Source organism: Pseudomonas sp. PvP025 (assembly GCF_017832155.1).
Taxonomy (GTDB): Bacteria; Pseudomonadota; Gammaproteobacteria; order Pseudomonadales; family Pseudomonadaceae; genus Aquipseudomonas.
Genome location: NZ_JAFIBJ010000001.1, coordinates 1,508,376 through 1,521,696 on the forward strand (window position 1 = coordinate 1,508,376; position 13,321 = coordinate 1,521,696).

12 protein-coding genes are annotated in these 13,321 nt (G+C 60.2%); 3 read left to right on the forward strand and 9 right to left on the reverse strand.

The annotated features are described in order from the left end of the window. Nucleotides 1-88 precede the first annotated feature (88 nt). From JOE32_RS06100 to JOE32_RS06130, 7 genes are all read right to left on the reverse strand, one after another. Complete coding sequence (locus tag JOE32_RS06100; RefSeq protein ID WP_209982335.1) at nt 89-847, reverse strand: SDR family oxidoreductase; 759 nt, start codon at nt 845-847, stop codon at nt 89-91. Between the two features lie 49 nt (nt 848-896). Then, entirely contained in the window at nt 897-2,507 is a 1,611-nt protein-coding gene (locus tag JOE32_RS06105) for a gamma-glutamyltransferase family protein (protein ID WP_209982337.1), read from the reverse strand. A gap of 22 nt (nt 2,508-2,529) precedes the next feature. Further along, nucleotides 2,530-3,309, reverse strand: a complete 780-nt coding sequence (locus tag JOE32_RS06110; protein WP_053256191.1) for an amino acid ABC transporter ATP-binding protein — start codon at nt 3,307-3,309, stop codon at nt 2,530-2,532. A 2-nt stretch (nt 3,310-3,311) separates the two neighbouring features. Continuing rightward, nucleotides 3,312-4,088 carry an amino acid ABC transporter permease gene (locus JOE32_RS06115; RefSeq protein ID WP_003236553.1) on the reverse strand — a complete coding sequence of 259 codons (777 nt, stop codon included), beginning with the start codon at nt 4,086-4,088 and terminating at the stop codon, nt 3,312-3,314. A gap of 12 nt (nt 4,089-4,100) precedes the next feature. Next, the gene (locus tag JOE32_RS06120; RefSeq protein ID WP_209982339.1) at nt 4,101-4,910 is read right to left on the reverse strand and encodes an ABC transporter substrate-binding protein; all 810 of its coding nucleotides are present in this window, start codon (nt 4,908-4,910) and stop codon (nt 4,101-4,103) included. Nucleotides 4,911-4,986: 76 nt separating this feature from the next. Beyond that, nucleotides 4,987-5,655, reverse strand: coding sequence for a GntR family transcriptional regulator (locus JOE32_RS06125; RefSeq protein WP_209982341.1), 669 nt, complete (start codon nt 5,653-5,655; stop codon nt 4,987-4,989). A gap of 290 nt (nt 5,656-5,945) precedes the next feature. Beyond that, nucleotides 5,946-6,446: an Lrp/AsnC family transcriptional regulator gene (locus JOE32_RS06130; RefSeq protein ID WP_209982344.1), complete on the reverse strand. Its 501-nt coding sequence runs from the start codon at nt 6,444-6,446 to the stop codon at nt 5,946-5,948. Between the two features lie 119 nt (nt 6,447-6,565). Here JOE32_RS06130 and JOE32_RS06135 point away from each other — a divergent pair, with 119 nt between their 5' ends. From JOE32_RS06135 to JOE32_RS06145, 3 genes are all read left to right on the forward strand, one after another. Further along, on the forward strand, nt 6,566-7,600 hold the full coding sequence (locus tag JOE32_RS06135) for a histone deacetylase family protein (RefSeq protein WP_209982346.1): 1,035 nt from the start codon (nt 6,566-6,568) through the stop codon (nt 7,598-7,600). A gap of 48 nt (nt 7,601-7,648) precedes the next feature. Next, complete coding sequence (locus JOE32_RS06140; protein ID WP_209982347.1) at nt 7,649-8,701, forward strand: ornithine cyclodeaminase; 1,053 nt, start codon at nt 7,649-7,651, stop codon at nt 8,699-8,701. A gap of 146 nt (nt 8,702-8,847) precedes the next feature. Further along, entirely contained in the window at nt 8,848-10,269 is a 1,422-nt protein-coding gene (locus JOE32_RS06145; RefSeq protein ID WP_209982349.1) for an amino acid permease, read from the forward strand. A gap of 2 nt (nt 10,270-10,271) precedes the next feature. Here the strand turns inward: JOE32_RS06145 and JOE32_RS06150 are convergent, their stop codons facing one another. Then, nucleotides 10,272-11,834 carry a histidine kinase famiy protein gene (locus JOE32_RS06150; RefSeq protein WP_209982353.1) on the reverse strand — a complete coding sequence of 521 codons (1,563 nt, stop codon included), beginning with the start codon at nt 11,832-11,834 and terminating at the stop codon, nt 10,272-10,274. An 83-nt stretch (nt 11,835-11,917) separates the two neighbouring features. Continuing rightward, nucleotides 11,918-13,231: a PAS domain-containing methyl-accepting chemotaxis protein gene (locus tag JOE32_RS25100; RefSeq protein ID WP_209982355.1), complete on the reverse strand. Its 1,314-nt coding sequence runs from the start codon at nt 13,229-13,231 to the stop codon at nt 11,918-11,920. Between the last annotated feature and the right edge of the window lie 90 nt (nt 13,232-13,321).

Sequence of the window (13,321 nt, forward strand, 5' to 3'; positions counted from 1 at the left end):
CAGTAAAAACAGGCACCGCCGACTCACCCATTCCGCCTTTCGACATGATCATAACCTCATGTCCAAGATAGGCATCAATGGGCCACTGTCAGTTTCCAGCGGAGACGCCGCAATCAATCGCCATGTCCGCGCCAGTGATGGATCGCGCACCGGGTTGGGACAAGAAAAACGCCAGCTCGGCAACCTCTTCCGGCTGGATAAATCGGGCGCGGGCACCTTGGGGGTACTTGTCCAACAGATCCTGATAGTAGGCCTGAGGGTCTCCCTGCCCATATTGAGTGGCTTGAAATTTGAGCATTGGGGTTTCGATATCACCTGGGGAAATAGCGTTGCAGCGCACGCCAAAGGGTGCCAGGTCCAATGCCAGGGTTTTTGTCAGCAGGGTCACGCCGCCCTTGCTTGCGCAATAAGCTGCGGCGTTTCGATTGCCTTGCCGGCCGGCATCGCTTGAAATATTCAGGATGGAACCCTCTGATAATTTCAGATGGGGAATAGCGGCTGAACACATGAAGAACGTTGCCTTTAGGTTTACGTCCAGAACGAGGTCGAAATCCTCTTCGGTAAACGCTTCAACCGGACCTTCGCGCCATACTCCCGCAGCGTTGATCAATACATCCAGCCGGCCCATCGCCATAACGGCTGCATTAACGGCTGCAGCACACACAGCGGGTTGACGGATATCACCGCAAAAAATGCCTGACACCTGATATTCAACCTGTAAGTCTGCGAGCTTTTTCGCATCCAGATCTGTTGCGAAAACCTTGAAGTCTTCATTTAAAAAACGCTCAACCAGCGCGCGACCAACACCACCTGCTGCGCCAGTGATCAGTACACTTCGAGGGGCCATGGAACCTCCTGCCAAGATAGAATTTAAGAACGTGTGGGATGCGTCCAGCTCACCAGACCGCGATATGCGAATCCGCCCGTGGCTCAGCGCCGCCGCACAACACGCCGGTGACCGGGTCACGCAGGATGATCTGCCCACGCCCGTAGTCGGTCAGGTCGCTGTCGGTCTGCACCTTGTGCCCGCGCCGTGCCAGCGCATTGACCAGGTCGCGCGAAGCTCCATGTTCGATGCCGACCTTCATGTCGCCCAGCCATTGCCAGCGCGGGGCGTCGAGGGCCGCCTGGGGGTTTAGGCCGAAGTCCACCAGGTTCATCACCATCTGCACATGGCCCTGGGGCTGCATGTAGCCGCCCATCACGCCGAACGGTCCAAGGGCCTCGCCGTCCTTGCTGAGAAAACCCGGGATGATGGTGTGGAAGGTTTTCTTGCCCGGTGCCAGGCAATTGGAATGGGACTCATCGAGGCTGAATTCCTGCCCGCGGTTCTGCAGGGCGATGCCGCTGTCGGGCAGCACCACGCCGGAGCCGAAGCCGTGGTAGTTGCTCTGGATGAACGAAACCATATTGCCTTCGGCGTCGGCGGTCGCCAGGTATACCGTGCCGCTGGCGTGGGGGTCGCCGGGTTTGGGCGGCTGGGCCTGCTCGCCGATCTGGCCACGGCGACGGCTGCTGTAGTCGTCGCTGAGCAGGTCGGCCACCGCTACGCGCATGTGCGCAGGGTCAGTGATGTAATGCAGGCCGTCGCTGTAGGCCAGCTTCATGGCTTCCAGCTGGCGATGCCAGGTTTGCTGGCTGTCGCGGTGATCGAAGTTGAAGCCTTCGAGGATTTTCAGCGCCATCAGTGCGACCAGGCCCTGGCCGCTCGGCGGGATTTCCCAAACATCCACGCCCCGGTAATTGATGTGGATCGGCTCCACCCACTGCGCACGGTAATCCTTAAGGTCGCTGGCGCGCAGGTAGCCGCCGCTGGCGCGCGAATGCGCATCCAGGCGCTCGGCCAGAGCGCCGCGATACAGGCTTTCGCAGCCGGTGGCGGCGAGTTCTTCCAGGGTACGGGCCTGGGCCGGGTTGCGGAAAATCTCGCCCGCCTGGGGCGCGCGCCCGTCGATCAGGAAGGTGTCGAACCAGGCTTGCAGCACCTCATCGCGGTGCGGGCTGAATTCGTTCAAGGAGATCTGCCATTGATGGGCAACCACCGGCGATAGCGGAAAACCGTCGCGCGCCAAGCTGATGGCCGGCTGCAGCAAATCGGCAAACGGCAATTTACCGAAGCGTTTGGACAACTCGGCCCACGCCGACGGGCAACCGGGCACCGTCACCGAGGTCCAGCCGTACAGCGGCATCTGTTGATGCCCCGCCGCCTTGACCGCCTCGATACTCAAGGCGGCCGGCGCATGGCCGTTGCCGTTGAGGCCATGCAACTGGCCCTTGCACCACACCAGCGCAAAGGCATCGCCACCCAGGCCACAACCGGTGGGCTCGACCACGGTCAGCGCGGCGGCGGTGGCGATGGCGGCATCGATGGCATTGCCGCCCTTTTGCATGATTTCGATGCCGGCCTGGGCCGCCAGCGGTTGCGAAGCGGCGACCATGCCCCGACGCGCGAACACGCTCTGGCGTTGCGAGGAATAAGGGTATTCGTGAGCGGAAAATTTCAACATGGCAAAGGCTCTTCAAAAAAGGTCATAACACGCGGCTGAGAAACGCCCGGGTCCGTGGATGGCTGGGGTGGCTGAAAATCTGTTCCGGCGGCCCTTGCTCGATCAATTCGCCCTGATCGAGCACCACCACGCGGTCGGCCACTTCACGGGCAAAGCCCATTTCGTGGGTGACCACCACCATGGTCATGCCCTCCTCGGCCAGTTCCTTCATCACCTGCAGCACTTCGCCGACGGTTTCCGGGTCGAGGGCGCTGGTGGGTTCGTCGAACAGCATCGCCTGGGGTTTCATCGCCAGCGCACGGGCAATCGCCACCCGCTGCTGCTGGCCACCGGAGAGCATCGACGGATAGTGGCTGGCCTTGTCCGCCAGGCCGACCCGCGCCAGCAAGCCCCGGGCCTGCTCCAGCGCCTGCGCACGCGGCACACCCAGCACCTGGATCGGCGCTTCGATAATGTTTTCCAATGCAGTCATGTGCGGGAACAGGTTGAAGCGCTGGAACACCATGCCAATGTCGCGGCGCTGGCGGGCGATGTTGCGCTCCGAATCGCGCACCAGACTGCCATCGGCGCGTTCGCGATAGCCCATGGCGCGGCCGTTGACACGAATGCGCCCGCCCTGGATGTCTTCCAGCAGGTTGATGCAGCGGATAAAGGTGGTCTTGCCCGAGCCGGAGGCGCCGATCAGCACCACCACTTCGCCACGCCGTACCTGCAGGGAGATGCCCTTGAGGATCTGCAACTCGCCGAACGACTTCTGGATATCCTGTGCGTCAATGATCAGCTCTTCACTTTGATGCGCCATGGTTAACGTCCCCTCAGCAGTTTCAGGGTGCTGCGACCGAACATGCGGCTGGCGGCCGGAGGTGGCGCCGAAGGTCGATCGGACTGGCCGAAACGGTTTTCCAGCCAGCGTTGGAAAAAGCCCCACAGGGTGGTCAACGTCAGGAAGTAAATCGCGACGACCAGGTACAACTCGAACACGCGAAACGTCGCCGAGGTCACCATCTGCGTGCTGAGCAACAGCTCCTGCACGCCGATCACACTGACCAGCGTGGTGTTCTTGAGCATCACATTGAACTCATTGCCCAGCGGCGGCACGATCACTCGAAACGCCTGGGGCAGCACGATGCGCCGCATCAGCTTGCCGAACCCCATGCCCAGGGAACGCCCGGCTTCGTACTGGCCCTTGTCCACCGCGCCGATGCCGGCGCGAATGATCTCGGCCATGTACGCGCCTTCGTTCAGGCCCAGGGCGATGATCGCCGCCTGGATATTGCCGGGGATGATCAGCCCGAACAGCTCGATGTCCTCGAAGCGGAAGATCCCGCCCGCTGCCAGTGCGGTGTACAAAAACACGATCTGCACCAGCAACGGCGTGCCGCGCATCAGCCACACGTAAAGGCGTACCGGCAGGTGCAGCAGCGGGTTCTTCGACAGGCGCAACAGCGCCGCCGCCAGGCCCAGCGCGCAGCCGAGCAGCATCGCCAGCACGCTGATCAGGCATGTCAGCCACAGCCCGGTGAGGTAGACCCCACTGGGTTGCAGCAGGTATTGCCAGAACACATCCCAATTGAAATTCATCGTGGTAGAACCTCAGTCCAGTGTGTCGCTGCTGACATGCCATTTGTTGAGCAATTGCACATAGCTGCCATCGCTGCGCATGTCGCTGATGATCTGCTGCACGGCGGCGGTCAGTTGCGGGTCGTCCTTGCGCATGCCCAGGCCGGTGAGGATGCGGCTGAATGCAGGCACCCCTTCCTGGAACAGCTCCGGGGCCATCGCGGCGTAGTAACCGGCGGTTTCCACGGTGGTGCCATAGGCGTCGACCTGGCTGATGCGCAGCGCCTGGAAGGCATCGGTGTCGGTGTTGTAGACCACCAGTTTCATCGGTGGCTTGCCGGCCTTGGCGAGGCTCTCGTTCTGGGTGTCGAGCAGGGTCTTGATGGTGGAACCGTTGAGCACCGCCACCTTGTGCGCAGACAGGTCATCCAGGGTCTTGATGCCTTTGGGGTTGCCCTTGGGCACTACCACCGCCTGGCTGGAGTACATGTAGTTGACGATGTCGATCACCTGGCGGCGCTCGGGTTTGTCGAACAACTGGTCGACGATCATGTCGCACTGCTGGGCAAGCAGCGCCGGCACCAGGCCGGAAAACGGAATGACCCGCCATTGCACGGTTTTATTGCCCAGGCGCTTGGCGATTTCCAGGCCCAGGTCGACGGTGAGCCCGCGCGGTTTCTGGGATTCATCGAAGGACACCAGGGGCGGTGAATCCATCCCGGAGCAGTAGGTGAGTTTGTCGACGCTTTTGAGGCGCTCAGGCACCTGGACTGCGGCGCAGGCCCATTGTGTGCAGAGACCCAGGGTTACAGCCACCAGCAAGGCGCGGTGTTGTTTATGCATGACCAGACACTCCACTTCGTTGAATAACGGGGCAGGAATCAACGTCTAAACCTGGACGGGTTCGGACCCGCCTCTCTTATTTTTCCAGTTGCAGAAATTGAATCAGCAGCGGCACGGTGCTTTCGATGTGTTCGCGCACCACGGCTTCGGCGCGGGCGGCGTCACCGGCGCGCATCGCGTCGAGGATCACCGCGTGTTCCTGACGCGCGCTGAGGGGTTTTTCGCTGTGCTGCAGCCACAAGCGCATGGGCGCTTCCACCAGCGAATACAACGCCGAAATCTGCTTGAGCAAGCGCGGCCGGCCGCTGAGCCCGCACAGGTATTCGTGAAAGGCGCGGTGGCGACGGACCCACGCGGCGCTCTCGTCGCGGTAGTCATCCATCTCGTCCAGCAGCCGCTCCAGAGCCGCCATCTGGCGCTCACCGATACGGCTGACCGCGACGCGCACCGCCAGGCCCTCAAGCGCGCTACGCATCTCGAACACCTCGTGCAGCTCAGCGATATCCAGGCCACTGACAATGGCTCCGCGATTGGGCCGCAGCGTTACCAGGCCCTGGGCATCCAGGCGGCGGAATGCTTCGCGCACCGGCATGCGGCTCATGCCGATCTCGCCGGCGATATCCTCGGCAATCAGGCGGTCGCCCTTGCGGAAACGGCCGCCGCAGATGGCGTCGAGGAGGAAGTTGTAGGCTTCCTCTTCTGCAGTGAGAGGCTGGCGGTCAGCGTAAGCGGGAGCAAATTGCATGGGCAGCCTCTTTGTATTTTTGTATCCAATTATCCATGGATGCAATAAAGCATGGGCCGTGCCAACAACCTTGGTGCAGCGTTAACTGACTGATTCGAATGTGATCTTTGGTTTTTAGGCAGGAGAGCCGTCGCAAGTACATGGCGCCATGTGCTACCAAATGGCACAGCGGCGACCTGTTTGTGTGCAGGGAGGTAGCGGGTGTGCGCCGAGTGGGTCTTTGCGGGGCGCTTCCAGCAGAGGCTGATGACGACGGACGTGGCGGGAAGGTTTACCGGAACATCCGCTTTTCAATCCTTGCTCAATTTGGGTATGGCCATACGACTACCCGCCTTGATTTCACGCAACGCCAGACTCGACTGAATAGACGCGATACCGACCTGGCGTCTCAGCACCTGCTCGATAAAGTCGCTATAGCTATCCAGATCCTCGGCCAACACTTGAAGCACGTAGTCGGCATCTCCGGTGATCTTGTGGCAGGCCAATACCTCTGGCAACTGCGCAATCACTGCCTCGAAGGCGTCCGGAGCGTGATCGGCATGGGTGGAAAAGCGAATGTGCACGAATGCCATGATATCCAGCCCCAGCATTCTTCGATCAAGAGTTGCCTGATAACCCTTGATCACGCCCGCCTCTTCCATCCTCTTGCGCCGTCGCCAGCAAGGCGTGAGGCTCAATGAGAGCCGCTCACTGAGTTCGGCATTGGAAATGCTCGCGTCCTCCTGCAACAGCTCGAGGATGGCCAGATCGGTCTCGTCGAGGCTGATGCGTTTGGATATATTTTTCTTCATTACGCCATTACCGAGTTAAATCGCCCGATAAATATACAGAAGCACGAAAACAAAGCAAAGAACGCCCGTCCTGACCAGAACAGAATACTTGCACTGGCTCACATTAACGGATGCGCAGAATGTTTACAGTTTTCAGTGATTCCCACCGTCTGCACCACGGCACCGAGTTGAAGGATGGCGTGCTCAAGCCGTCGTTCGAGCAGCCCAGTCGGGCCGACACCGTTCACAACCGCGTCAAGCAAGTAGGCCTTGGCCAGATAGTCGAACCGCGCGTGTTTGACCGCGCGTGTTACGTCAACGCGCACAGCGAGCGCTACGTGAGCTTCCTGGAAAGCGCCTGGTCGCAATGGAGCGCCACAGGCCGCACCCATGATGCGCTGCCACTCGTATGGCCTGTACGTGACCTGGCCAACGATCAGGTACCCACGTTCATTGACGGCAAACTCGGCTTCTATGCAATGGATGCAGGCTCGCCGATCACTGCCACCACCTGGCAGGCGGTCAAGACCAGTGCCGATATCGCCCTGACGGGCCTGGCGCTTATCGATGAAGGCCACGACAGTGCCTTTGCCCTTTGTCGTCCGCCGGGCCATCACGCGGCGCGTGAATACATGGGGGGTTACTGCTACCTCAACAACGCGGCCATTGCTGCACAGCAGGCAATCACCCAGGGCGCCAAACGTGTTGCGGTACTTGACGTCGACTTTCATCACGGCAACGGCACGCAGAACATTTTTTACCAGCGCAGTGACGTGATGTTTGTCTCGCTGCACGGCGAGCCGGCCGTGTCCTATCCCTACTATTCGGGGTTCAGCGGTGAAGTCGGCGCCGGCCCCGGCGAAGGGTTCAACCTCAACTACCCGCTGCCGAAAAACACCGCCTGGGAAACCTACCGCGACGCCCTGCTGCATGCCTGCAGGAAACTTCAGCAATTTTCGCCGCAGGTATTGGTGATCTCACTGGGCGTCGACACCTTCAAGGACGACCCGATCAGTCACTTCCTGCTGGAAAGCGAGGATTTCATCGGGATCGGCGAGCTGATCGCGAGTGTTGGCTGCCCCACCCTCTTCGTGATGGAAGGCGGCTACATGGTCGATGAGATCGGCATCAACGCGGTGAATGTACTGCATGGCTTCGAGAGCAAACGCGCCTGAACACCCCCGCTTTACAACGTTTAACTGGATGGATTGGAGAATAAAAAAATGACGCTCTTCCTGGATGTCGATGATGCCGCACGCTTGTTCGCCAAGGTGGGTATCCGCCGGGCGATCCGTGAGATGGCCACCTACATCGAAGCAGACTATTTACGCTGGGCGCAGTTTGACAAGTCGCCGCGCACGGCCAATCACTCCGCAAACGGTGTGATCGAGTTGATGCCTACCGATGATGGCAAGCAGTATTCCTTCAAGTACGTGAACGGCCATCCGGACAATGGTCAGCAGCACCTGCTGACAGTGATGGCATTCGGTCTGCTGGCCGATGTCCACAGTGGCTATCCGACCCTGCTCAGCGAGCTGACCCTGACAACCGCAGTGCGCACCGCTGCAACCTCGGCATTGGTCGCGCGTACACTTGCCCGTCCAGGGGCCACCTCGATGGCGCTGATTGGCAATGGCGCTCAGAGCGAGTTTCAGGCACTTGCCTTCCATGAAATGCTGGGCATCAGCGAAATCCGCATCTTCGATATTGATCGCGATGCCTCACTCAAGCTGCTGCGCAACCTGGCGGCTTTCCCGACGATCAACGTGATTCACGCCGACTCCGTACAGGAAGCGGTCAAGGGCGCGCACATTGTCACCACCGTGACCGCCGACAAGGCCTACGCAACGATCCTGACGCCCGAGATGATCGAGCCCGGCATGCATATCAATGCCGTCGGCGGCGACTGCCCGGGCAAGACCGAACTGCACGCCGACATCCTGCGCAACGCCCGGGTCATCGTGGAATTCGAACCTCAAACGCGGATTGAAGGTGATATTCAGCAACTGGAGGCTGACTCGCCCGTCGTCGAGTTTTTCCGGATTGTGCAAGGCGACGTCCAGGGACGCGAGAGCGATGGGCAGGTGACGGTCTTCGATTCCGTGGGCTTTGCCCTCGAGGATTTCTCGTCGCTTCGCTACCTGCAGGCGATGGCGCACGAACATCAGGTCGGTCGGCACATCCACCTGGTACCCACGCCTGAAAATATAAAGAACCTGTTCCAGATGCTGGATCAGCAGCCGGCCAAAGCCGCCCATCTGCGCACGGCCAGTTGACCTGCGAGTGACGCCCACGGCATTTGAACTGGGGCCGTCACTGTCTACATAAAACAACAACGTCACCCGCCATTGCCTCCTGACAATGGCGCTGGATATCCACTTTTCTGCCAAAACTCAAAAACATAAGATCAAGAGGTTTTGAAATGAAATCGAATTCATCAGAGCGGGCTGAGCAGCCTGCGCTGCAGCGCACGCTCAGCAATCGTCACATCCAGTTAATGGCCATGGGCGGCGCCATTGGCACGGGCTTGTTCATGGGCTCCGGAAAGATCATCGCCCTCTCCGGCACCTCGATCATCCTTATCTACATGATCATTGGCCTGTTCGTTTACTTCGTCATGCGTGCCATGGGCGAAATGCTGCTTTCCAACTTGAATTTCAAGACCTTTGCGGATTTCGCCGGCGCCTACCTGGGCCCCCGCGCCGCATTTTTTCTCGGCTGGTCGTATTGGCTGAGCTGGAGCGTTGCGGTGATCGGCGATGCCGTCGTGGTGGGAGGCTTTTTCCAGTACTGGTTCCCCCACCTGCCCGCCTGGATACCGGCTATCGGGATGCTCGCGACACTGTTCGCCCTGAACGTGCTGACGGTCAGACTTTTCGGTGAAGTCGAATTCTGGTTCGCGATCATCAAGATCATCGCCGTGGTGACGCTTATCGGCGTGAGCATCGTGCTGATTACCAGCTCGTTCGTATCCCCCAGTGGCGTGACCGCGTCCCTCGGCCACCTGGTGGATAAGCAGGCTGCATTCCCTCATGGCGTGCTGGGTTTCTTTGCCGGCTTCCAGATGGCGATATTCTCCTTTGCCGGCACCGAACTGATCGGCACCGCTGCGGCAGAAACCCGGTCTCCGGAACGGACCCTGCCCAAGGCAATCAACTCGATTCCGCTGCGAATCATTCTGTTCTACGTGTTGGCATTGGGCTGCATTATTGCCGTGACGTCCTGGCAACAGGTGTCACCTGTAAAAAGTCCTTTTGTCGAACTTTTCCTCGTCGCCGGCTTTCCCGCAGCAGCCGGCATCGTTAACTTCGTGGTCCTGACATCCGCCGCGTCATCGGCCAACAGTGGCGTATTCTCCTCCAGCCGTATGCTCTTCGGGCTGGCGAATCAGGACAACGCCCCGGGTATTTTTCGGCGACTGTCGGGCAACAGTGTGCCGCTGCTGAGCCTGGCCTTCACCACCCTGTTGATGCTGGCGGGTGTACTCGTGCTGTTCATCGTCCCGGAAGTCATGACGGCATTCACCATCGTTTCCACCGTGTCAGCGATTCTGGTGATCTTCACGTGGTCGACCATCCTCGCGTCCTACATTGCCTATCGCAAAAAGCATCCTGAGCTTCACGCCAAGTCGGCTTACAAGATGCCGGGCGGCGTGCCCATGGCAGGGTTCTCACTGGCTTTTCTGGGCTTCGTTCTGTGCCTGCTGGCATTGCGACCTGACACCCGCGTTGCCTTGATGGTCATGCCGGGGTGGTTTATATGGCTGGCAATTGCTTATCAGCTGACACGCAGCAGGAAGCCTGCTTGCTCGGGTGCTCAGGTGACGATAACCCGGGGCCTGTGACGCTAGTCGTCGAGCATCGTGCGGATTTTCCTCGGCAGGTCCTGCGGCTGATAGGGTTTGGGCAACAGCTCGAACTCATGCACCTGTATATCCGCGCGCTCCAGCGAATCTTTCGCATAGCCCGTGGTGAGCAATACGCGGGTATGCGGGTACAGCCGGGCGACCTCACGGGCCAGTGCCGCGCCGTTCATGGCGCCCGGCATGATCAGGTCACTGAACACCAGGTCATAGCGGACGTTCTCCAGCATCGCCAACGCCTGCTCGGCATGGGTCGCGGTCGCGGTCCGGTAACCGTAGTCAGTCAGTATGACCTGGACCAGCTCGGCCACTTCGGGTCGGTCCTCCACGATCAGGATGTGCTCAATGCCTCGCAACGAGGTGGTGTCAGACGGCGGCTGTTCGACCCAGGCCTGGCTGTCGTCGGCTGGAAAGTAGAGACGTATCGTCGTTCCGGCGCCCGGGGATGAGCGGATCCGCGCAGCTCCGCCCGATTGTTTGACGAACCCGTACACCATCGACAGCCCCAGTCCCGAGCCCTTGCCCTCCTCCTTGGTGGTAAAGAACGGCTCGATGATTTTTTCCTGTATGCCCGGCTCTATGCCGTTGCCATTGTCGGTCACCGACAGGCTGACGTATCGGCCCTCGGGCACCCCGTTTTCAGGCGACTCAACGTTGCAGGTCGTGAGGGTGATCGTCGGCTCGACGCACCCCTCCAGCGCATCCTGGGCGTTCGATAACAGGTGCTGCACCGCCAGCTCTGCCTGGGCAGGGTCGATGCGGCAGTTCCACAGGTTCGGCGCGAGGTCCATCTGCACATTGGCGTCATGCACGGCACGCCGCATGAAATCGGGCCGGGTGAGCAGGCAGTTCAGATTGATCACGCGACTGTCGAGCCGCTGTTTGCGCGAAAACGCCAGCAACTGTTGTGTCAATGTCTGTGCTTTTTCAGCCGCCGCCCTGGCACGACCGGCGCTGTTGAAGATGCGCTGCAGATCGCCGTCGGGGCGCTTCGCGCTTTGCTGGATCAAGTCGAGATAGCCGACCATTACCTGCAGCAGGTTGTTGAAATCGTGGGCGATGCCGCCGGTGAGTTGTCCCAGCGCTTCCATGTCCTGGGCGCCACGCAGGCGCTGCTCGGCATCGTGGCGGCGGCTCACGTCCAGCTGTGAAGCAAAGAAGTACACCAGTTGCCCCGCTTCGTTGAACAGCGGCGCGATGAAGATTTCATTCCAGAACGTCGAGCCGTCCTTACGGTAATTGAGCACCTCCACACAGACTTCATGGTGACGCTCGATCGCCCGCTGCGCGTGCGCAAGGGTGCTCTTGTCGGTTTCGGGGCCCTGCAGGAACCTGCAGTTGCGTCCGATGATTTCGTCCTGTTCAAAGCCGGTCAGGTTCACGAAGGCCTGGTTGGCAAAGATGATCGGATTGTCGGGCTGCGCGGGATCGGTCACGATCATCGCGCTGTGGCTGGCGTCCATGGCTGCCAAGAAGAGGTCTTTGCGGTGGGAGGACAGCGTCGCTACAGCGACACTGTCGACCACGGGCGTGTTCTTTCTAGCCAAGGTTCACCTCCGGGGCAGTGGTGCGTTTTCCATGGACCATGAAAACGCCGCGGAGTGCGACCCTGTGCCTGGCCGCTCGGCCGCTAGCCCACCTGCGTGGCAAACCTGCCCACGGCATCCACCACCCGCTTGGCGCCGTCCTGAATCTCGACAATCACCTGGCCCGCCTGCGTGGCCAGCTCCAGGCCCTGCTCGGCCTGGGATTTGCTGTTGGCCATTTCGGCAACCGTTTCATCCACCAGCTTCTGGTTCTGCAACACCACTGAGGCGATCTCTTCGGTGGCCGTGCTAGTGCGTCCGGCCAATTGGCGAACCTCATCGGCCACCACGGCAAAGCCTCGACCCTGCTCGCCCGCGCGCGCCGCTTCGATGGCCGCGTTCAACGCCAGCAGGTTGGTTTGCTGGGCGATGCTGCTGATGGTCTGGATGATCGAGCTGATCAACAGCGACTGCTTGCCAAGGGCTTCGACGCCGCCGGAAGCGGCCTGCATGTCTACCGAGACCTTACGCATGGTATGCATCGTGTCATTGACCACCACGGCGCCGCGCTGGGCCGTTACATCGGTCTGCCGGGAGATTTCAAAGGCAGTCTGGGCCGCTTCGCTGACCTGTTGTTCGCGGGCCACCTGGTCGGTGACCACCGTGGCGAATTTCACCACCTTGCACAGCGTGCCTTCGGTGTCATACACCGGGTTGTAGGTCGCTTCCAGCCAGACCGTCTGGCCGCGGCTGTCGATACGCTCAAAGCGGCCGCCGACAAATTCGCCCCTGTTCAAGGTGGCCCAGAAATCCTTGTACTGCTGCGACGCGGCGTCTTCCGGCTTGCAGAAAATACGGTGATGACTGCCTTTGGCCTGGCCCAGGTTGTAGCCCATCGCCTTGAGGAACTGTTCGTTGGCCATCAGCACATGCCCGGAGAGATCAAACTCGATCACCGCCGTCGAGCGCAGCAAGGCATCGATGAAAGAGGTGTTTTCCGAAGCTTTTTCCAGCCGGGAAGTGATGTTGGTCGCGTAGCACGTGACGTGGCTCAAACTGCCACTGGTATCGGTGATGGGCTGCCAATGGGCATGAATCCACACCAGCGAGCCGTCCGCATGCAGGTAGCGGTACTCGTCCGTGATCGACTTGCCGGCGGCAACGGCGGCGCGAAAGTTCTGATAGCACGGCAGCCTGGAAACGTACTGCGGAACGATATCGGTCATCGCCCGCCCCAGGAGCTGCTCCGGGGTGTAGCCCAGGGCATGGGCAAAGTTGTCGTTGCAGGCGGTGATTTTAAACGTCGGATCGATACTCAACGTCAGCATTTCATGGTTCAGGCCGTCGCGCAGTTGGCGCAGCTGGGCCAGCTCGGCAGACTGGGCATTGAGCTGTTGCTTGATTTTGGAGTTGAACATTGGGCAGCGCCTCTTGGGTCATACCCACGCTATCGGCAAGGTCGGCAGCATATTGAGGCCCCGTGCAAAAGCGGCTGATGGACTGTCGGC